Origin of the sequence: Parasegetibacter sp. NRK P23 (assembly GCF_023721715.1) — a bacterium.
In the GTDB taxonomy this organism is placed as follows: domain Bacteria; phylum Bacteroidota; class Bacteroidia; order Chitinophagales; family Chitinophagaceae; genus Parasegetibacter.
This window is the reverse complement of record NZ_JAMDLG010000017.1, coordinates 167472-189451: the sequence shown is the minus strand read 5'-3', so window position 1 is coordinate 189451 and position 21980 is coordinate 167472. Positions and strand designations below refer to the sequence as shown.

General features: G+C 49.2%; 14 protein-coding genes and 1 riboswitch. Of the genes, 4 read left to right on the top strand and 10 right to left on the bottom strand.

From position 1 onward, the window contains the following. The first annotated feature begins 13 nt into the window (after positions 1 to 13). Positions 14 to 1402: a S9 family peptidase gene (locus M4J38_RS18475; protein WP_251761288.1), complete on the top strand. Its 1389-nt coding sequence runs from the start codon at positions 14 to 16 to the stop codon at positions 1400 to 1402. Positions 1403 to 1524: 122 nt separating this feature from the next. On the opposite strand, the gene M4J38_RS18470 is transcribed toward M4J38_RS18475, so the two are convergent. Beyond that, positions 1525 to 2508 carry an aldo/keto reductase gene (locus M4J38_RS18470; protein ID WP_251761287.1) on the bottom strand — a complete coding sequence of 328 codons (984 nt, stop codon included), beginning with the start codon at positions 2506 to 2508 and terminating at the stop codon, positions 1525 to 1527. 293 nt (positions 2509 to 2801) lie between these two features. On the opposite strand from M4J38_RS18470, the gene M4J38_RS18465 reads away from it, so the two are divergent. Next, positions 2802 to 3983: a glycoside hydrolase family 2 TIM barrel-domain containing protein gene (locus tag M4J38_RS18465; protein ID WP_251761286.1), complete on the top strand. Its 1182-nt coding sequence runs from the start codon at positions 2802 to 2804 to the stop codon at positions 3981 to 3983. Then, positions 3980 to 7603: a glycosyltransferase gene (locus M4J38_RS18460; protein WP_251761285.1), complete on the top strand. Its 3624-nt coding sequence runs from the start codon at positions 3980 to 3982 to the stop codon at positions 7601 to 7603. The genes M4J38_RS18465 and M4J38_RS18460 overlap by 4 nt, the downstream gene beginning before the upstream one ends. Before the next feature lie 93 nt (positions 7604 to 7696). On the opposite strand, the gene M4J38_RS18455 is transcribed toward M4J38_RS18460, so the two are convergent. From M4J38_RS18455 to M4J38_RS18415, 9 genes are all read right to left on the bottom strand, one after another. Beyond that, positions 7697 to 8104, bottom strand: a complete 408-nt coding sequence (locus M4J38_RS18455) for a cytochrome c (RefSeq protein ID WP_251761284.1) — start codon at positions 8102 to 8104, stop codon at positions 7697 to 7699. 26 nt (positions 8105 to 8130) lie between these two features. Next, positions 8131 to 9267: a PQQ-dependent sugar dehydrogenase gene (locus M4J38_RS18450; protein WP_251761283.1), complete on the bottom strand. Its 1137-nt coding sequence runs from the start codon at positions 9265 to 9267 to the stop codon at positions 8131 to 8133. Between the two features lie 76 nt (positions 9268 to 9343). Continuing rightward, the gene (locus M4J38_RS18445) at positions 9344 to 12355 is read right to left on the bottom strand and encodes a T9SS type A sorting domain-containing protein (RefSeq protein ID WP_251761282.1); all 3012 of its coding nucleotides are present in this window, start codon (positions 12353 to 12355) and stop codon (positions 9344 to 9346) included. Between the two features lie 267 nt (positions 12356 to 12622). After that, positions 12623 to 13096 (bottom strand): DUF4920 domain-containing protein, encoded by a 474-nt coding sequence (locus M4J38_RS18440; protein WP_251761281.1) that lies wholly within the window; start codon positions 13094 to 13096, stop codon positions 12623 to 12625. 33 nt (positions 13097 to 13129) lie between these two features. Next, positions 13130 to 14527, bottom strand: a complete 1398-nt coding sequence (locus tag M4J38_RS18435; protein ID WP_251761280.1) for an ATP-binding cassette domain-containing protein — start codon at positions 14525 to 14527, stop codon at positions 13130 to 13132. A 246-nt stretch (positions 14528 to 14773) separates the two neighbouring features. Then, positions 14774 to 16030, bottom strand: a complete 1257-nt coding sequence (locus M4J38_RS18430) for a homoserine dehydrogenase (RefSeq protein WP_251761279.1) — start codon at positions 16028 to 16030, stop codon at positions 14774 to 14776. Positions 16031 to 16070: 40 nt separating this feature from the next. Beyond that, positions 16071 to 17252 carry a PLP-dependent aspartate aminotransferase family protein gene (locus M4J38_RS18425; RefSeq protein WP_251761278.1) on the bottom strand — a complete coding sequence of 394 codons (1182 nt, stop codon included), beginning with the start codon at positions 17250 to 17252 and terminating at the stop codon, positions 16071 to 16073. Between the two features lie 156 nt (positions 17253 to 17408). Further along, a riboswitch (SAM riboswitch) is annotated at positions 17409 to 17521 on the bottom strand. A 66-nt stretch (positions 17522 to 17587) separates the two neighbouring features. Beyond that, positions 17588 to 18229 carry a porin family protein gene (locus M4J38_RS18420; protein ID WP_251761277.1) on the bottom strand — a complete coding sequence of 214 codons (642 nt, stop codon included), beginning with the start codon at positions 18227 to 18229 and terminating at the stop codon, positions 17588 to 17590. A 48-nt stretch (positions 18230 to 18277) separates the two neighbouring features. Further along, positions 18278 to 18949 (bottom strand): OmpA family protein, encoded by a 672-nt coding sequence (locus M4J38_RS18415; protein ID WP_308217833.1) that lies wholly within the window; start codon positions 18947 to 18949, stop codon positions 18278 to 18280. A 164-nt stretch (positions 18950 to 19113) separates the two neighbouring features. Between M4J38_RS18415 and uvrA the strand changes: the two genes are divergently transcribed. Next, positions 19114 to 21960: an excinuclease ABC subunit UvrA gene (uvrA, locus tag M4J38_RS18405; protein ID WP_251761276.1), complete on the top strand. Its 2847-nt coding sequence runs from the start codon at positions 19114 to 19116 to the stop codon at positions 21958 to 21960. Positions 21961 to 21980 lie beyond the last annotated feature (20 nt).

The following is a 21980-nucleotide window of genomic DNA, read 5'->3' as shown; positions in this document are numbered from 1 at the left end:
TACAATCGACTGCATGAAAAACTGGCTTGTCTCTTTAATGATGGTAATGGCCTGGACCACAGGTGGCGCTCAGCATTCCGACAACCAATACAGGCTCCCGTTAAAGGAGGTGTTGCAGCGGGTCGAAAAACGCTTCGGAATCACATTGCGTTATACCGAAGATATGGTGGCCGGTCGGGAGCTTACTTACGGGATGTGGCGCTTAAGGCCTGATCTGGAAACCTCCCTGGAGCATATTCTAGCGCCTTTCGACCTTACGGCCACAAAGGCCGGAAACACCACTTACCGGATTAAGTCTTACGAATACCACAGGAAAACGCCGGAGGAAGGAAAGGAGGAAGTGGCCTATCTCGCTTCACTGTACAACAACAGGGCGGAGTGGGAAACACGCAGGGAAGAACTGAAAACCTGCATGTGGAAAGCGATCCGATTGGATAAAATGCCCGAAAGGCCTCAGTCTGCTCCCATTGTTTCAAACTACCGCAAAATGGATGGCTACACCATTGAGAACATCGCCATCGAAATACTGCCCGGACTCTATGTGAACGGCTCTGTGTACAAACCCGTGAAGCGAAAGGGTAAGGTGCCCGTTATGCTTTGTCCCGACGGACATTGGGAACAACACCGGTACAGGGCCGATTGCCAGTACCGTTGCGCTATGCTGGCTAAAATGGGGTGCATAGCCATCAGTTATGATCTCTTCGCGTGGGGTGAGTCGTTGCTGCAGTTTAAACCGGAGGACCACAGGCGAAGTCTCGCAATGACCATACAGGTGTTAGGAACCCTGCGTATACTTGATTGCCTGCTGTCGTGGGGAGAAGTTGATACGTCGCGTGTAGGCATTTCGGGAGGCTCAGGCGGAGGAAGCCATACCATGCTCATTACCGCGCTTGATCCGCGGATCCGGTTAAGCGCTCCCGCCGTGATGCTTTCCAGCTACCACAGCGGAGGATGTCCCTGTGAAAGCGGGCAGCCGATCCACTGGTGCGGAGGGGGGACAAACAATCCCGAAATCGCCGCTATGGCTGCCCCGCGGCCACAATTGATTATTTCCGATGGAAAGGATTGGACAGAACAGGTGCCCCGTGTCGAATTTCCGTACCTGAAAAGGATGTATGCGTTGTACGGTGCAGGTGAACTTACAGAGAACAGGCATTTCCCCGAGGAAGGACATGATTATGGGTTCAGCAAGCGGAACGCGCTCTATGGTTTTCTGGAGCGGCACTGGAAACTTAAAACGGATCACCTTAAAAAAGCTGACGGCAGCTACGATGAGCATTCAATAAAAATAGAACAGCCATCCGCCATGTTTGTGTTTGGAGAAAATGGAGAGCGGTTGCCACCAAATGCCATCAAGGGATTCGGGATGCTGGAGCAGGTGTTTGAATCCGCGATTAAATGATGACCACTACGCGAATTGACTGCGGTTGCGCATTGTTTATGCAATGCATCAGGCAGATAAGCTGGTTGTCAAAGGCGGCTTTTTCCTCCTTTAACAACCAGCTCAAAGTTGTATATCGGGCTTTAATAATGGCCCCTGATGAGCGGCTTTACATTCAGGTTGTAAAATGAACGCAGTTGCTGATGTGTTTCCTCATTTAATGGAGGAAGCATTGCGGCGTTCATATTCGTTTCCACCTGCGATGGTCTGCTCGCGCCCGGGATGATGGTGGTTACTTCGGGATGATCAAGTATCCAGCGCAGCGCCCATTGTGCCGTGCGGTTATCGGGCAGCATGGCGGCCATTTCCGCGGCAAGTTTTACCCCCGCGGTAAAAGGCATACCCGAAAAAGTTTCTCCCGCGTTAAAGGCCTCTCCGTTCGCATTGTATTGCCGGTGGTCTTTTTCGCTGAATGTGGTGTTCGTATTAAATTTCCCCGTGAGCAGTCCGCTGGCCAGTGGTACCCTTATAATCAGCGCCACATTTTTCTCCGCTGCTTTCTGAAATACTTCCTCCGCTACATGCTGACGGAACAGGTTAAAAATGATTTGCAAGGACGCTATGCCTTCCTGCTCCAGGCAAAGCAATGCTTCTTCAGAAGTTTCCACGCTGGCGCCCCAGTACCGGATCAGCCCCTCGTTGCGGAGGGTGCGTAAATGTTCAAATACGGTTCCTTCTTTCATGGTTTCGGTAGGTATGCAATGCAGTTGCTCCAGGAAAAGCTGCTGTACCCCGAGATGCTCCAGTGAGTCGAGTACTTGTTTTCGCATAGACTCCAACGTGAAATTCTGGGGCCATCCGTTTGGTGCGTCATGTCTTCTGCCCAGCTTGGTGGCTACGAACAAAGAGGTATCTGTTTTTTTCAGGAAGGCCCCGATCGTTTTTTCACTGATGCCCATACCGTAAACATCCGCGGTATCAATAAAATTTCCACCGAGGTCAACAAATTGTTGCAGAATGGAGAAAGCTTCGTTTTCATCCACCACGCCCCAGTCGGCGCTGCCCAGCTGCCAGGTGCCGAGCCCGATCTCTGCTATTTTTTCCGATTGAAATGTTCTGTAATTCATCTTACGAAGATAACCAGGGTAGGGTATTGCGAAATAGAATTTTGTGTAGAACCAGGAGAATTATGCGAAAAGAAACGACGTTTTTCAGGCGTTGTTCCCTACCTTAGCCCCAGCCTCGGTAGAACCAGCATCCTTTGAAAGTGTTGAAAATCAAATGTATGCGCATCCTGGAACCAATCTGTATGTTTTTTTTGACCTGTTTCCTGTGTACTTGTAGTCCGGGGGATAACAACAACGCGACCCGACAAACAGAGGGAAAAGCGGTTGAATTAAAAAAGGTAGACGGTCGCTGGATGCTATACAGGAATGGGCAACCCTTCCTGGTGAAGGGAGGGGCGGGTTATACTTATCTCGGGGAACTGGCAGGGATTGGTGGAAATACGATAAGAACCTGGGATACCACCAACCTGGGAGAAATCCTGGATAAGGCCGATAGCCTGGGTTTGGCGGTGGTGGCTGGTTTTGACCTGCCGGGAAGCCACCAGGCATCCACTTTTTATAAGGATACCGCTAAGGTGAATGCGTTGATGAACAGCCTTGAAGTGTGTGTGAAAAAATACAAAAACCACCCCGCCCTGCTGGTCTGGTGCCTCGGCAATGAACTCAGGTTTCCCTTCCATGTGCGGCATATTCCTTTTTACGATGCCTACAATAAAATGTTGCGTCTGATTAAACGGGAAGATCCGAATCACCCTGTTACCACGCCACTCGCTAATTTCGAAAAACGGGAAATCATTAATATTCAGGCCAGGATCAATGGACTTGACTTTATCTCCATCAATACTTTTGGACGGATGAACCAGTTGAAAGAGGACCTCCGTTCTTTCAACTGGTTCTGGGATGGCCCCTTTCTGCTCACCGAATGGGGCGTGCCCGGTGGATGGGAATCAGAAACTACCCAATGGCAATCTTCCATCGAAAACACCAGTACTAAAAACGCTGAACAGTTGCGTGAACTGTATAAAACGGCCATACCGCATGATGATCCCCGCTTTCTCGGATCGCTGGTTTTTTTCTGGGGCAACAAGCAGGAATATACCCATACCTGGTTCAGTTTTTTCACCTACAATGGAGAGCCTGTCGAAACAGTAGAAGCCCTGAAGGATTGCTGGAACGATACTATAACAACACACGTTTCACCAGATATTAAATATATGCTGGTCGATAAGAAAGGCGCCAGGGATCAGTTGTTATTCGCGCCGGGAACCATACACGCCGCTGAAATTTTGATGAACAACACTAAAGGATCGGTAAGTTATGCCTGGGAAATCATACGCGACGACTGGTGGGGGCAGTACACCGGTAAGTGGATCAAACCACTACCCGAAACAAATTTATGGATGGATAGTACAAGTGCCGAGGTGGTTTTTAAGGCCCCGCGGCAGGAAGGCCCTTATCGCATATTTGTTACCGTTAAAAATAATAATGGGTATGCCGCTACGGCCAATACCCCATTTTATGTAGTAGGAGAATGAAAGTAAAGGAAAGTTTTGTTGGCGGACCATCGCGGAAAGAGCTCATAAAGCTCCGTGTGCTCATTGTAATGGGCGTAATAGCGCTTTGCTTTTTCATTCATGCGATAGCCGTAGCCTCAGAAAGGGACAATTTCCTGCTTTACCTGCTTCTAATGATTACCCTGTCCTATTTCTGTTTGAAGGCCCTGCACGAATGGTACCATTATTTTTCCCTATCGGCGCCTTCGCCAAGGCATACCGACAAGTCGTACACGGTTGATGTATTCACTACTTTTTGTGCCGGAGAACCATACGATATGCTGCGGCAAACACTTCAGGCGGCAGTGGAAATGGAATATCCGTCTTCGGTGGTGTGGTGTTGCGATGAGGCGGACGACCCATTCGTGCGGAGCATATGCCTGGAATTAGGCGTTAGACATGTAACCAGGACAGATAAAAAGGACGCGAAGGCGGGCAACATCAACAACGCGTTAAAACTTGCCCATGGGGAATTGTGTGTTGTGCTGGATCCCGACCATGTGCCGGCCCCGGGCTTCCTGAAAGCCGTTGTGCCTTTTTTTGATGATCCCGGTATTGGCTTTGTGCAGGTGGTACAGGCTTATTACAACCACCCGGAAAGTCTTGTGGCCAAAGGTGCAGCTCAGCAAACCTACCAGTTTTACGGCCCGATGATGATGTGCATGAACACTTATGGTACGGTGCAGGCCATCGGCGCGAATTGTACCTTCCGGCGCTCCGCGCTTGACTCCATTGGCGGACATGCCGCTGGTCTTGCGGAAGACATGCACACGGCCATGCAACTTCACGCCAAAGGATGGAGATCAACTTATCTTCCGGCAGTGCTTTCACGCGGGCTCGTGCCCTCCACACTCTCCGCGTATTACAAACAACAGCTGAAATGGTCGAGGGGTACTTTCGAATTGCTGGTGACGGCCTTTCCGCGGTTATTCAAACATTTCACGTGGCGGCAGCGGCTCCATTATTTCACTTTGCCGTTTCATTATGCCGGTGGACTTATATTCCTGCTCAATTTTCTTATCCCCATTTTAAGTTTGCTGACAGGCGCGATGCCCCTTGATATAGATATCGCCGAGTTTGCGCTGGCCGGCTTTCCTTTATTCACCATGATCCTGCTGATCAGGCATTATGTGCAGCACTGGGTAGCCGAAGAAACCGAACGGGGCATCCATGTGGTGGGGGGCTTTCTGCAGATCGGCACTTGGTGGATACACCTCCTGGGGATGTATTATACCCTGATCCGGAAAAAAGTTCCTTATATCCCAACACCCAAGCACGGGAACGATCATACGCCCCTTGCGCTGAACCTTCCTAACCTTTTTGTGATCACTGCGTCTTTGGTGGCCATCGTGCTGGGACTCGATTACGACCTCAATCCCTATTCATTGTTTATGGCGGCGTTGGCGCTGGTGAACGTATGTATCATGGTGGTGGTATTGCTGATTTCAAAAAATCAGCAACGTAATTGGGATGGGGTGCCTTCCCGCACGAGAAAGGTAAAAATGGGTTTTTGGAAATGGCGCCACGGGGTGTACGCTTTTATGAGAAAATATGCGGTCATCTGCGCCCTGATGGTACTGGGAGTTGCTGTATGGGGATACTTGTCGGGCGATGCGGAACCATCATTCGGTGAATCATCCGGAGTACAGTACAAGTTTGATAGGTTTTATTGGGGAAGGGTGGACAATGGTATTGAGCATGGAAAAGTGAGCGGCCTTACAAGTATGCTTGCATTCCATGTGCGCCAATTGGATGAAAGGGAACTATTGCCGGAGATGAAACGTATTGTGTCGAAAGGGGCCATCCCATTTATAAGGTGTACGTTTAGTGTTAAGAATAAGGAGGAATTATACCAGTTGGCGAATGGCGCATACGATACTGCGTGGATGGCGTCAGCGGAAGCGCTGGCAAAAGTGGATCATCCGGTATTCATTAGTTTGTCATTGGGCTTGGAAGAAGGTACTTCACGGTTTTTGTTCAGAAAGATATGGGAACGGATACACGGTATTTTTGAAAACGCCGGGGCTAGTCAATTTGTATGGGTGTGGGATGTTGAGGATGCTTCGGTTTTACCCGAAGTATATCCCGGAAGAAGGTTCGTTGACTGGCTGATGGTAAACATGAGTATTCCAGATTCTATTCCGGGAGCAACGACCGTACCTTCTTTTGATGTGCTTTACAAGAAGTGGCACGAACTGCCTGTATTTCATGCGGGAGTGCCAATTATGTTCAGGGCTCCTTTCCATTCAGATGGCGGTTTCAATTTTGCCTGGTGGAATACCGCCATTGAAACAATACAGAAAAAGTTTCCTGAAGTGATGGGGGCTTTTGTAGAATCTGATGAAGGAACTTCCCTGCAGGCGGATTCGTTGCAGCAGCACTGGAAAGATAAATTGCACTCAGGCGTCGATCAAACGTTGTTGGTAAAAAGTGGTTTGAAAGCAACCGGCAGTTTTGTCGTATGGAAGAAGCGCCATCTTCCGGATTCCCTCCGGGGTGTTGTTTACGACAAAGGGTTTCATTGGTTCAGGAATAAGCACGAACCCAGCAGAAAGGCTTTGGAAAAGGATTTCTGGGAAATGAAAAAAGCCGGTATCAACACGGTGTTCCGTTCCATGCCAGGTATATACGACCAGAATATGATGCGGGTAACGCAAGCATCCGGCATGATGTTGGTATCGAGGTTATGGCCGTATTTTGATATAGCCGGTCTGAACGATGAAAAAGCTTTAAAGAGGGAGAAAGAAAGGATCATTCAATTGGTTAAAAAACTGGGTAGTGAAAAGAATATCATCGCCTGGAATATCAGCGGAGATATGCTTGAGGCGATAGAACAACGTTATCCGGCTCCTGGAGGCTTTGCTTTGCGCACCCAATACCTCGGCTGGCTGGAAAAGCTTTGCCACCTCATCCACGAAGTTGATACCGCCAGGCCCGTATGTATAGATGTGCGTTGGGATGAAAGAGGAGAGTCGCGTTTGAAAATGTTAAAAAGGCATGTACCTTCTGCGGATGTTTTTCTCTTAACTGCGGACAGCATGAATAAGACGGCACTCAATGCGTCGCTTCCCGATAGGGCGGTGTGGGGTAGTGTTCCGGCAAACTGGTGGGGTGTATTAGAAAAAAAGAATCATTCGCCGCTGGTTCTTCCAGCCTGGCAGGATATGCAAAGCAACAACCACCTGGAATTGGATGGTGTGATGGACCTGAATGGTAACAGAAAGGAGAGTTATGATTCCATGGTGAAATACTGGCGCCCCGGTTCAATGCCGGCCAAAGCTGTTCTTCCTGAAATAAAAATCCTCAAACCTGCTAAGGTGGTGCTGGAAAAAGAAGTGCTTACGTACAACCTTTTGTCCCGTAACGAAAAGCAGCAGGACTGGCGGTTTATACCCGATTCGGTCCGGTCTTTTAAAATCGAATGGTACCTCATCAAAACAGATGGGTATGGCACTTACCTGAGCATGGCTCCGGTTGGGAACGGCGCACAGCTCCGGCTCACCATACCGCACGCGCCATCAAAATACCGGCTGTATGCAAAAATCAGTAATGACAGCACTACCAGAACTACTATGTCTACATTGAATATCCCCTTGTACTAGCGCGCTTCAATACAAGAGCATATTCAATATAAAATTCATCAGCACAACTCCTTTCAACACTAACCCTTTACCCCAAACTATTCTCTGGAGAAATTATTTTTTCTTCACGCCCTCCACTTGTTTCACCGTAACCATCTTCCCTTTGTTTCCCCAACTGTTGAGGATGTAATTCGTGACATCCGCGACTTCCTCATTGCTGATACCCGGGTTAGGCATCGCTGTACTGTATTTCTGCCCGTTCACGGTAATGGCGCCGCTCAAACCATATTTCGCCGCGTATATAGCGTTGTTCGGATTCTTCAATATATAATCCGCACCGGCAAGCGGAGGAATGGCTCCTGGTGTGCCTTTGCCGTTACCCAGGTGGCAGGTGATGCACAGTTCTTCATACAATGCTTTCCCTCTTGCCTTACTTTTTTCCAGTTCTTTATCCTGGTTTGGAAGAAATGCGAGGAGCGGCAAACAGCTTACCAACACTGCTGCTATCTTTTTTTGTTTCATGTCTCTGATATGGTGTCCGGCCCTCTTCAGGCAGCGGGTACAATCTTAATAATTTTTCCTCCTTCTACGGATACATAAATAAACCCATCGGGGCCCTGCTCTACATTGCGCACCCTTCCTATCTTGTCCAGCAGTATTTCCCGGTGCGTTACTTTGTTGCCGTTAAGCTCCAGCCTTTCCAGTCTTTGTAATACCATGCCGCACACCAATACGTTTCCTTTCCAGGAAGGATATTTGTTGCCGGTCACGAAAACGAGGTTGCTGGTGGCGATGGATGGTTTCCAATAGAAAACGGGCGCTTCTATACCCGGGAGCGTGGTGTCTTTTGAAATGATTGCTCCGTTGTAATCGATCCCGAAAGTTACTTTCGGCCACCCGTAATTTTTTCCCTTCCGCACAATGTTCAGTTCATCTCCACCCATGGGACCATGTTCCGTTTCCCAGAGTTCTCCGGTTTGCGGGTGCAGCCTTAAGCCCTGTGGGTTCCGGTGTCCGTAAGAGTAGATGGCTTTGATGGCCCCGGGTGTATTGTAAAAAGGATTATCGGTGGGAATGGTACCATCGTCTTTTATCCGGTACACTTTTCCATTATAGGTTTCCAGCGACTGGGCTTTTTCTTTTTCCCCTCTTTCCCCGATAGAGAAATACAGGTAGCCATCTTTGCCAAATTCCATTCTTCCTCCGAAGTGAACGCCTGAAGTGGTGTACGGCGAACCTTTGAAGAGTACTTCCTGATCGGTGAGCGCATTGCCTTTCAGTTTCGCCCGCATAATATGTGTCATGCCGCCGTTTCCGTCGGGGTTGGGCGCGGAATAGGAAATATATATCCAGCCGTTCTCCGCGTATTTCGGATGCAGTTGCAGGTCGAATAACCCGCCCTGTCCACGGGCATACACTTTCGGTACGCCGGTGATCTCCTGCTCCTGCACTTTTCCGTTCCTGATCACTTTGATCTGCCCGGATTTCTCCGTTACCAGGATATCACCGTTCGGCAGGAACTCCATTCCCCAGGGTACATTGATGCCGGTTTCAATGATCTCCATGTTGAACGTAAGTTTCTCCGATTTAATCGGGTCCTGCTCCGAAAAGCCGGACATTACACAGGCGATGGCGGAACAGGATACCGCTACCAGCAGGGACCATTTTAAATTTAACTTCAGCATGTAAGGTGTTTTGAGTAAATGTTCCGTAAATATAGGACACCTTACTGAGTTCTAAGGACAGTGTTTTAACGGATAGTTACTGCTTGATGATTTTCCTGAATTCAACTGTATTTTCAATGGAAAGGCATACCAGGTAGGTGCCCTGGGCCAGCTGGCCCACTTCCGGCAACGCGATATTGCTCTGCCCCTTTGTGAAGGTGCATTTCCTGGAGAACATTGTTTTCCCGTGCATATCCATCACATAAATGGTCCCCGTTTTGTGGGCCGGAACTGAAACAGAGAGCTTCGCTACGGTTTGAACCGGGTTCGGTGTTACCTGCCAGCGCAATACATCCGCGTTGTTCAGGGGAAATACCGCGCTGTACATGAATGTTCCGCTTTTATCCACTTGTTTAATGCGGAAGCATACTTTTTCAGCTTCCGGGAGCGAGGAAGGCGTGAACTGGTAATTGCCATTTAAACCGGCGTTGAAAGCCACGGTGCCTATTGTTTCGAAGCGGTTACAGTCGGTGGACTGTTGCACTTCATAATGCGCCACCTGCTGTTCTTCCGCAACTTTCCAGCTGATAACGGCGCTTTCTCCGTTACGCTTCGCTGCTACGCTCACGAATTTCACGGGAAGTGTGGCGCTGTTTACGGTTACGGTAAGTGGGGTTGAACTGTTGGGGCAACCGGTAAGGGCATCAGCGCTCAGATAGAGGTTGTAGGTGCCTGCCGTTGTAAATGTATTGGAAGTAAGTGAAAAGTTACTGCTGGTGGTAGTATACATGGAAGTGGCGAAACTCGCGCCGGTATTATCCATTAGAGCATACCAGTTGTTCGATGATACATTGCTGATGTTCAACAGCAAGTCTTGTCCTTCGGTAATGATGGCGCTTCCGGGCGTAATGGATGGTGTTGCAGGTGCACTGCAACCCACTGTGACGGTACCGCATCCATTGCTTTCCGCTCCACCACTGGCTTGTGCGGTGGCATGCAATACCCCGTTGTAATATAAAGTATTGGCGGAAAGTGTAATGTTCCAACTGCTGCCGCTAATGCTCACTGAACCAATCTGTGCTCCATCCTGGTACAGCCTTATGATACCGGTAAAGGAGGAAGGCATGGTGCCTGAAACACTGGTACTGCTGCCGGTGTAGCTCCCTGTAATTGTAGGACAGCTGGCGGGTGTTAATACGGTAGCTGGGGAAGATGCCGAGCTGGTGCATCCGCTGATTGTTTGTTGCGCATAATAGGTTTCGCCGTTGGTCATGGCTGGAACTGAAACGCTCCATGCTCCGCTACTGTTCACAGTAACCGCGGAACCTGTGGCCGTTCCGGACGGACTGGTACCTTTGTACACTTGTACGCTTGCACCGGGGTAGGCAGAGGTGCCGGAAATGGTGGTGGCACCATGAAGCAGGTTGCCGGTAGCATTGGTGGTAATGGATGGCGGCTGGCTGAAACAACTTACGGTAAAGGTAGCCGACTGGGTCATGCAAGACGATCCGGTTTGAGAATATAACTTTAATTGATCGCCGGTTTGCAGAGCTAGGCCTGAGAACGTAAACCCGGTACCGGTGGTTGTAATGCTCTGTTTGTATTGTCCGTTAATGAACAAACGCAGTACATCTCCGGTTGCGGCGCCGGTTCCTGATATGGAAGTATGGGAGGCATAAACGGGCTGTGTTATGCTGAGTGCATTGGTGGCTAATGGTGAAGGTGTGCCGCTGCTGCCACTATTGATACAAACGAATACCGGAGAGGAGCTGCAGCTGCCATTGTTGGTAACGATCATATAAACGCCAGTGGCAACATAGTTGGTGCCGCCGGAGCATCCGTTGGTATAATAAGCGAAGCTTGTAGTGGAAGGGTAAGTAAGGTTCGTACCGTTACTTACCATATTTGACGTAGGAGAAGACGAAGTGGTGGGCACGAGGTATACTGCAACGGTATTGCCCGATGCGGTAGAAGGCATGGTGCCTGAAATTCCTTTCAAAGATCCACAGGAAAGTACTGGAGAGGCCGGTGGCGTAATACAACCCGAAGCCGTAACATTATTGGATTGCAGGCATTGCGTTTCTCCACTGGCCTGCGCCCTGGCGTAAAACACATCTCCGTTTGCAATGCTGGACACGCTTATGCTCCAGGTATTTCCGCTGTTTACCGCTGTAGTGCCCACGGAACTTCCGTTTTTGTAGAGCGTGATGGTGGCTGAACCGGGTTTAGTAGCATCCATCCTGCTCCAGGTGCCTGTTACGGAGATATTGCTGCCCGTGGCTATGGGGCTTGACAAAACAGGTGCCGCGGTGCATACAGCGCTTACACCATTGAAGCCGGAAACGGTAATGGTTGGTTGCGCGTTGGTAACGGATTGCCAGGCAGCTGAAACATTCGCGTTGGCGGCATCATCTATCCCGTAAATATCGGAACGGCTTCCCTGGAGTGCAGAGGAAGGCGAAGTAACGGTGGTGGCCACCAGTCTGAACGACGCAGGGTTGCCGATAGCGGTTAAGGGAACATACCAGTCGTAAAAATAGTCCGGTGTATTGCCATCGGTCGTAAGCGCGCGAGATATCTGTGAATGTGTATTGAGGGGATAAGTGGCCACGGGAGCGCCTGGGGAAGCTGAACCGTCCACATGGTAAACGGCTACCCGAAAGTTTGTTTCCAGCACCACTTCATATTCAAAACCGGGGTTCCCGCTTGAAGTATTGGTGCCTGCAACATAATTCGGATCGGCATAAGGACCGGTATTCCCGATTTTGCCATCGGTATCCACCAGGATACTGTATCCTTTGGAACCGCTGATCACGTTTCCGATGCGGAGCCTGAACATGAGGTTCGTGCCATCAGTATATATATAGAAGCCGCTTCCGTCGAATGTTTTTACGATATCCGTAAAGCCGCCATTGGGCCCTGTGGCTACATCGCCTGTAGGCTCAACAACTGCGGGGGGGACTACTTTGAAAGCGATCTCACTTTGCGTAATGTCACTTGTGGTGAAACCGGTTACCGTAGCGGAACTGTAAGCATCACCATTCGGGTTGAGCACGGTAACCCCGGCGCCTCCGACCGGACGGATGATCTGCCCCGGCGATTGGGCCATAGTATTTGAGGTGAAAAAAAACAGAAATATTCCGGAAAGGAATAAAGAGAAAGGCATAGCCACTCTACGAACGGGTGTGGGTAGTGGTTGGGTCACAGGAAATGAATTTTAAAATTGAAAAACAATCCGCTAATCATTGTTCACTGTGTAAAAAGAACACTTTTTGGAGATGAATAATATTTTTAAAGCGTGTTTAACCACCGATTAACAAAAGAAAAAAAGCCCCGTGCTTGCACACAGGGCCAGGGGAGTTTATTTCAGGTGTGATTATTTCACTACCTTAATGCCGCTCGCCAGGAACCTGATCTCTTTTTTTGGTTCCGTAATGGCGTCAATTTCCTCTTTTGATTTTTTGGCATCCTTGGCGTAATGCTTCAATTCATCTACGGATGTGGTAGACAGGAACGCGTCTCCTTCCAGCACTACCGTTTTCCCTTTCAGGTCGGTGGGAACGAAGAATGCATAGTCTTTCATTTTTACGAAGGCGGTAGTGTTGTCGTCGATTTTCAGGTTGATCCAGCAGCCTTTTTTAGGGCAGACATCAATCACTGTGGCTACGATCTTTGTAGCAAAGCTATCCTTCTTTTCAAGTTGTGCCGGGATCTTCGTGATGTTCACGGCGCCTTTTTCATTTACGGGCGCACCGTAAACATCGCCGGGCTTTGCAGGACCTTCCGGTGGCTGCGCGTTGGAGAAATGAGCGGTGGCAAGTAGTGCCAGGACGAATGCAATCTTTTTCATCTGATGTGTATTTAGGAAGGCCAAAGATACATCTTACAGTTGAAACCGGTGGGTGATGCAGGATGGCACTTCATCGGCATAATGGCTCACGTAAATGAGCGTGGTTTCCGGCTGGGCGCAGATCATATCGGTGAGCCAGAGCACCTGATCGCGTTGCATGTCGTCCAGCCCCTGGCAGGGTTCATCCAGTACCAGCAGCGGCGGGTTTTTGATGAACGCTCTGATAACCAGGAGCAACCGTTGGGTGCCGAGTGGAAGTCTTACCAAAGCGTGCTCATACAACTGCTCAATGTTCAGGATGCGTAACCAACCGCGGATCAGTTTTTCCTGAGCGGCGCTGAGTGGCCGGAATAAGCCAATCGTATCAAAGATACCTGAGCCGATCACATCGGAGGCGGGAGAGAAGGAGTTAAAACTGAGGTGCAGTTCGGGGGAAACGTAACCGGTATTCTTTTTAATGTCCCAGATGCTTTCTCCCGAACCGCGCTTCCGGTCGAAAAGAGTAATATCGTTCGCATAAGCCTGCGGATTATCTCCGGTGATCAGACTGAGCAGGGTGGATTTCCCACTCCCGTTCGCACCCGAAAGCAGCCATTTCTCTCCTTTGTTGACGGTCCAGTTCAGTTGTTGCAGAATATATTTTTCCCCGTAGCGCACTGTGACGTTGCGGAGGGCCACTGCCGTGGAGAAGGAGGCCTTCAGGGCAGGCATGCCTTCGGGAAGGTCGGGCAAAACTGTGGTGTGCTCTGGTTCTTTTTCGGGATGATATTCCTTTCGTTTGCCCGAGAAGTGAACTTTGCCCTTCTCCAGCACCAGTACATCTGTGATGAATATCGGAATTTCTTTGGATGGTCCCGTAATGATAAATTGAATGCCATGTTCGGCAAGTTCTTCCATGCCACGGTGCAGGATGGCGCGCCCCTGCACATCCAGGCCCAGGAACGGATTGTCCATAATAAGCACTTCGGGTTCGGTGGTCAGCGCTTTCACAAGTTGCACCCGTTTGTTTTCACCGTTGGAAAGCTGGATCAGCGGGCGTTTCAGCAAGGTGTCGAGCTGAAATGCATGTATCCATTGCCTGATAGCGGTTTGCTGCAGGTGTTCTTCCCCGAGGTATTCGGTAACCGTGGCGCTGTCTTCGGAATCCATCGACTGGAAACGTTGCTGGTAGTAGAAATCGTTGGTATTCGACCGTGTTTTGAACTGGTGTTGTTGTGGAAGGTATGCCATGCGTGGTTTGCCTTCGGCATGAATAAAACCTTCGTGAAACCTGTAATGGGCCAGCATTTCAACGAGTGTGGTTTTTCCGCTGCCCGATGCCCCGGTGATCAGCCAGTGTTCCTGCGGTTGAATAGAAAAAGAAACATCATCTAAAATTTTCTTTCCTGAAAGAGTATGCGTTAAATGCGAAATCGTGAATGAACTGCTCATGCCTGCAAGATAGGAACAAAGCTGAAAGTGTGAGGGTGGGGGCTTAGGAGAAAATCACCGAAAATGACAACGTGGAAACACCCCTTGCGGGGTGAGAAAACAACGTCGGTGGCACCGGTTTTCCCCAAAACCGGGGAAAACGTTCATTTCAGCAAAAAGGAAATCACTGAGTAGGTTAAAAGAAAAACACGGTACCCGGTGGCACCGCTATAGCGGTGCCACCGGGTACCGTGTTTTAATCGGCAACTAGATGATACCGGCCAGTTCCAGGCTCTTCTTCTTCAGCTTCCTAATCTCCACGTCTTCGATCACCGCGTCGGGGGTAACAATCAGCGAGGTGGCGTTTTCTTTCCACCAGTTGTTTTGTTCCAGCTCTTTGAACGCGATCACACCAACGAGGTAGTTCCTTTCTTCATGGGCGTGCCATTCTTCGATCCATTCGAACTTTTCGCGGGGGATATGCTTCCAGTCGGTGAAGCTCACGTACACGCGCATGTAGAATTCGTTGCCGAGTTGGTGCGGTGTATGGTGATACAGTTTTTTGTATTCGTATTTGTATTGGTAGCGGAGTGCGGCGATATCACTCAGTACAGCGGAGGCGGTAGGGAAACTGCCTGCTCCTTTACCGTAGAAGAATTGCTTGTCGGCGAAACCGCTTTCTATCACTACGCCATTGTATTCGTTCTTAACGAAGGCAAGGTGGTCGTCGTGTTTCACGAATTGCGGCAGCACGAAGGCGGCTACTTTTCCGTTCTCCAGTTTCTGTGCCTGGGCCACGAGTTTGATCTCGTAATTCTTTTCCCGTGCAACATTGGCGTCTGTGGCTTGGATGTTCTGGATACCGTTGAATACGATGCCTTCCGTGCGCGTGATGATGCCGTAGGCATGGGTAAGGAGGAAGGTCCATTTGTTGGCAGCGTCGAAACCTTCCACGTCCAGTTTGGGATCGGCTTCGGCGAAGCCCAGTTGCTGCGCCTGTACCAGCGCCTGTTTGAATTCCAGTTTGTCCTCGAACATTTTGGTGAGGATATAGTTGGTGGACCCGTTCACGATGGCTTTGATGGAATGCAGCAGGTCGTTGTCGTAGTATTCTTCCAGGTTACGGATCACCGGGATGGATGCGCAGGCTGCGGATTCGTACAGCATGGAGTGCCCGGTTTTTTCCTGTAGTTCCAGCAATTCAGTGAGGTGTTCGGCGATCATTTTTTTGCTGGCGCTCACCACGTCTTTTCCGTTGTTCAACGCGGTTTTCACGATCTGGAAAGCGGGTTCGCTTTCGTTGATCACTTCCACGATCACATTGATTTCCGCATCGTTCAACAGTTCGTTTGCATCTGTGGTGAATAGTTCTGCCGGAGCGTTCCTTTTTTTAGCCGCATCTTTTATACAGACCTTTTTGATGGATGCTTTCAGTGAAGGCGTTTTCTGCAAAACTTTGTACAATCCTTCGCCTACTACGCCAAAACCGAAAAGTCCGATCGTTAATTGTTTGTGTGCCTCCATGGTTATCGTGTTCAGATTTTTATTGATGAATAAGTCGCGCTCAGGCAAAAGCCGGCGCGTGTTTTTTTATAACTGATTGATAGATGCTTTTGAAGGTTTGTTCCAGGTCGTTGATCAGGTCTTCGCTGTCTTCGAGTCCGATGCTCAGTCGGATCAGGCTATCGGCCACACCGTTGGCGCGACGGATATCCGCGGGAATAGATTTGTGTGTCATCTGCGCGGGATGGCAGAGCAGGCTTTTGATGCCACCCAGACTTTCCGCCAGTTTGAACAACTCTGTTGACATAACGAATGCATTTGCCGCTGCTTCGGTATCGTCTTTCAAAGTAAAAGATACCACACCACCGAATGCCGATTGTTGTTTAGCCGCCAGCAAATGGTTGGGGTGGGAACTGAGCCCGGGATAAAATACTTTGTCTACGGCCGGATGTTGTTCGAGGTACTTCGCAATGGCCAGTGCATTCCGGCAATGTTCGCGTACACGGAGGTGGAGCGTTTCCAGTCCGCGGATCAGCAGGAAGCTATCGAATGGTCCAAGAATGTTCCCGGTGGCGTTTTGAAAGAATTTCAGTCTTGCGCCCAATTCCGGTTCAGCGGTTACCACAACGCCCGCTATAATGTCGCTGTGTCCGCCGAGGTATTTGGTGGCGCTGTGTACCACGATGTCGGCGCCCAGTTTTAGTGGTTGTTGTAGTGCCGGCGTAGCGAAGGTATTGTCTACGCAAAGCAATGCACGGTGGGCGTGCGCCAGTTCCGCGATGGCTGCTATATCTGAAATTTTGAGTGTCGGGTTGGTGGGTGTTTCCAGCCAGATGAGCCTGGTGGCGGGCGTTATGGCCCTTTTGATTTCCCGCAGGTCAGCGGTATCTACATAGGTTACTTTGATGCCGTATTGGGAATATACTTTATCGAACAGGCGAAAGGCTCCGCCGTAGATGTCGTCAACGGCAACCACTTCGTCGCCGCTGCGGAGCAGTTTGATCACGTTGTCGATGGCCGCGAGACCGCTCGCGAAAGCGAGTCCCGTGCTGCCGCCTTCCAGTTCAGCCACGATTTTTTCGAGGGTGGCACGGGTGGGGTTGTTGCTGCGCGAATAATCGAATCCTTTGTTGATGCCCGGGGCTTCCTGTACAAAAGTAGAGGTCTGGTAGATGGGCACAGCGATGGCGCCGGTCTGTTCATCTACGGGAATGCTGTGAATCAGTTGTGTGGTCGCTTTCATTGTTAAACAGTTTTAAGTAATTGAAAAACAGTTGTTCGAGCGACACCACTCAGCAAGAATTTTTTTCAGGGGGCTTTCTTCAGGGCATAAAAAAAGCTCTCCCGGAAAGTCAGGAGAGCTTGGATATATTTTGTTTTGAATAATCAAGCGGACGCTGACTTATCTGACCCGCTGTACGCGGGATGGAATTGGCACCTTGTTGCGCATTGCTGCACAATAGGTTGTCAAGGCTTCATCGGGCCATATCCCTCTGCCTTTCTTGATAAGCGATGTTGAAAAGAACTGGTGCAAAGGTAAATCCGGAATCCCGGATTTACCAAATTTTATTTTTTGAACTAGAAACGGTAGCCCAGGGAAACGCCGAAACCGGTGTTTTTATAGGAAGACTCGTCGGTTCCAGGCCCAGTATATTTAGGATTGATTTTCGCGAGGCCTAGTTGCGCATTTAATTGGAAAGAGAGTTTGTTGGAGAACTCATAACCCGCCAAGAAATTTGCACCGGCATCCATTCTTTTGAAAGTTGGCGTAGTGCTTAAGCCTGAAATTTCATTTTCAAACTCAATATCAACATCATTTCCGTTAGGCAATTCCACTTTACCCCCTACGCCGAATCCTACATACGGTCCAAAGCCAAGCAACATCTTACCTGCACCCAGTGCTGGTTTATAGAGGAAGTTCACAGGAATTTCCACGTACGATAGATTTATTTTGCTGTCGTTTTCCAGCTTTGCACCTTTAGTGGAAAGCAAAACACCAGGTTGAACAAAATAATCCGGTGCAACAGGAATTTCAGCATTCAGGCCTACGTTAAAACCAGTCTTCAGTTTATTTTCCATTTTACTGCCATTGCTCGCATCTCCGGTAATGTTCTGAAAATTCACGCCAGCCCTGATTCCAAAAGTTGTTTGTGCGTTTACTTGTTGCAGTCCGGCAAAACCTGCCAATACAGTGAGTGCTGTGATGATTCTTTTTTTCATCGTAGTAGTTTTAATTGTGAGCTATGAAGTTTTGATGATAGGATGAACTTATTGCTTCGCTTCTTTTTCAGCTTCAGCTTTCATTTTTTCGTTCGCGGTAATCAGGAATTCCACACGACGGTTTTGTGCACGCCCGGCTTCCGTGTCGTTGGTGTATTTGGGAGAACCTTCACCAAAACCTTTGGTGGTGATGCGGGAAGATGCGATACCATGCGACCTCAGGTAGCTTGCGGCACTTCCTGCCCTTCTTTCCGATAATCCCTGGTTGTATTCATCTGTTCCGGCGTTATCAGTATGGCCCTGAACTTCCAGGTTGGTATCGGGATAAGTATTCAGTACCGTGATCAGTTTGTCCAGTGTTTGGGAGGCTTCCAGCGTAACATCGGCCTTATTAAAACCAAACAGCACGTTGCTGCTGAATTCTACTACAATCCCTTCTCCTACGCGCTCCACTTTTGCATCCGGAACTTTGTTTTTGATCTCTTCTGCCTGTTTGTCCATTTTCCTGCCAATCACTGCGCCGGTCACGCCACCAACAGTAGCACCAATGATGGCGCCCATGGCGGTATTACCTGCAGCTTTTCCGATTACGGCCCCAACAGCGCCTCCACCTGCTGTTCCAATTACGGCGCCTTTCTTTGTTTTGTTCATGGGCCCGCAGGCTGCCGCCATCATGGCGATCAGGGTGATTCCGGCGAGCATTTGTCTAACTGTAGTCATAGTGCTTATTTTTAAGTGGTTCAAGACTGGTTTTGCCCCATATAGCCAAATCTTGTGCCATAGTATTTATTCTTAATGCGTATTGGTTGTATTGTCATATAAGTATACGGGAGAAACTTTTTCTGATTCTTTTTGTTTGTACCTTCAATCCTCGAACAATAAGTATGGCAGCATCAAAGAAGCCGGTTCAGCAACCGGTGCAGGAACAGATTGAAGTGATAGGCGCAAAGGCGCATAATTTGAAGAACCTCGATATCAATATTCCCAAGAATAAACTGGTGGTGATTACCGGTATCAGTGGCAGCGGAAAATCTTCGCTCGCTTTCGATACCATTTATGCGGAAGGGCAGCGCCGTTATATGGAAAGTTTCAGCGCGTACGCAAGGCAGTTCATCGGTGATATGGAACGGCCCGATGTAGATAAGATATCTGGCCTTTCTCCCGTTATTTCCATCGAACAGAAGACCACCAATAAAAATCCACGCTCCACGGTAGGGACCATTACAGAGGTCTACGATTTCCTCCGTTTGCTGTTCGCGCGTATCGGCGAGGCTTTCAGCTACGAGACCGGGAAAAAGATGACGAAATTCAGCGAAGAAGAGATAGTGGAGAATGTTCTACAAAAATTAAAAAACAAGAAAATAACGCTCCTGGCACCACTGGTGCGGGGCCGGAAAGGGCATTACCGCGAGTTGTTTGAAGACATGCGGAAGAAAGGATACCTGAAAGTGCGCGTGGATGGCGAAGTGATGGACCTTGTTCCGAAGATGCAGGTGGACCGCTATAAAATTCACGATATCGAACTGGTTATCGACCGTTTACAGGCTACGCCCGAAATGAAGCTGCGCCTGAGCCAGAGCGTGCAGAAAAGTTTACAGGTAGGTAAGGAACTGATGTTTGTGCTGGTGAATGATGACGATAAACTGGTGCAATACAGTAAGCAATTGATGTGCGCGGATACCGGCATCAGCTACGAAGAGCCTTCTCCCAATAGTTTTTCCTTTAACTCCCCATATGGCGCGTGCCCAACTTGTAAAGGATTGGGTTCTGTGTACCAGATCAACATGGATGAAGTGATTCCTGACCCGGCCAAAAGCATTAAGGAAGGTGGCATCGCGCCGATAGGCGAGGAGCGGGAAGCGCACGTGTACAAACAGGTAGAGCAATTGTCTAAAAGGTATAAGTTCAGTCTGGTAAAATCAGTGGCCGAATTACCTGAAAAAGCGAAGAACTTATTATTATACGGCAATGAAGAAGGCGCTTCAGACGATACGGTGGATTTTGAAAACGCTGGCGCTTACGAAGGAGAATTTGAAGGCGTGGTGAATATGATCCGGCGCTGGTTCTTTGCTACGGGCAGTGATGCCATCCGTGAATGGGCCGAAGGGTATATGAAACTGCATACTTGTCCTTCGTGTAACGGTGCACGTTTGAAGAAAGAAAGTCTCTGGTTTAAGGTGGATGGAAAGAATATCTCCGAACTCAGTGAACTGAACCTCGATAACCTGATGATTTGGTTTGAAGGGGTGGAGAAAAGATTGTCGGATAAACAGAATGTGATTGCCCGTGATGTATTGAAAGAAATACGCGAACGGCTGCAGTTCCTGCTGGATGTGGGTTTAACATACCTGTCCCTGAACCGTTCCTCCAAAACACTGAGTGGTGGCGAGTCGCAAAGGATAAGACTGGCCACGCAGATCGGTTCTCAATTGCAGGGCATCACTTACATCCTGGATGAGCCTTCCATTGGATTGCACCAGCGCGATAACCACCGGTTGATCGAGGCGTTGAAGAACCTCCGGGATATCGGGAACTCCGTATTGGTGGTGGAGCACGATAAAGATATTATGATGGCCGCCGATCACCTGATCGATATCGGGCCGAAAGCTGGTAAACACGGCGGAAGAATTGTCGCGGAAGGAAAGCCGAAGGATTTGCTGAAACTGGATACGCTTACCTCTTCCTACCTGAACGGGCATAAGTCTATACCGGTACCGGATACCCGCAGAAAAGGAAACGGGAAAACGCTTGAACTGAAAGGCGCTTCAGGCAATAACCTGAAAGATGTAAGTGTGAAGTTTCCGCTGGGAAAGTTTATCGTAGTTTCCGGCGTAAGCGGCAGTGGGAAATCCACCCTCATCAATGAAACGTTGTACCCTATACTCAGCAAACATTGTTATGGTTCCAGGGTGACTCCGATGCCTTTCAAATCCATCAAAGGGCTGGACCATGTAGACAAGGTGATTGAAATAGACCAGTCCCCGATCGGGAGAACACCAAGAAGCAACCCGGCGACTTACTGCGGTTTTTTCACCGAGATCAGGACGCTTTTTTCCTCGGTGCCAGAAGCGAAAATACGCGGGTACAACGCAGGGCGTTTTTCTTTCAATGTGAAAGGAGGCCGTTGCGATATGTGTGAAGGAGGTGGTATGCGGGTGATCGAAATGAACTTTCTCCCCGATGTGTATGTGCATTGTGAAAAGTGCAATGGCAAGCGGTACAACCGTGAAACCCTTGAAATCCGTTACAAAGGAAAATCCATCTCCGATGTGCTTGAAATGACGGTGGATGAAGCCGTTGAATTCTTTACCAACGTGCCCTATCTCTACCGGAAGATCAAAGTGTTGCAGGAAGTGGGTTTGGGCTACATCACTTTGGGGCAATCGGCGGTAACATTGAGCGGAGGAGAGGCGCAACGGGTGAAACTAGCCACGGAACTTTCTAAAAAGGATACCGGAAAAACTTTTTATATACTGGACGAGCCCACTACCGGGCTGCATTTTGAAGACATCAACCATTTGCTGGATGTGCTCAACAAATTGGTGGAGCGGGGCAATTCGGTCCTCGTGATAGAACACAACCTGGATGTGGTGAAAGTAGCGGATCATGTCATTGACCTCGGGCCGGAAGGCGGTGCTGGCGGTGGGCAGATTTTGTTTGAAGGCACACCTGAAGAACTCGTGAAAGTGAAAGGCAGTTTCACGGGGCAGTTCCTGAAAATGGAACTATAAATGGAACGGTATTTTCACCG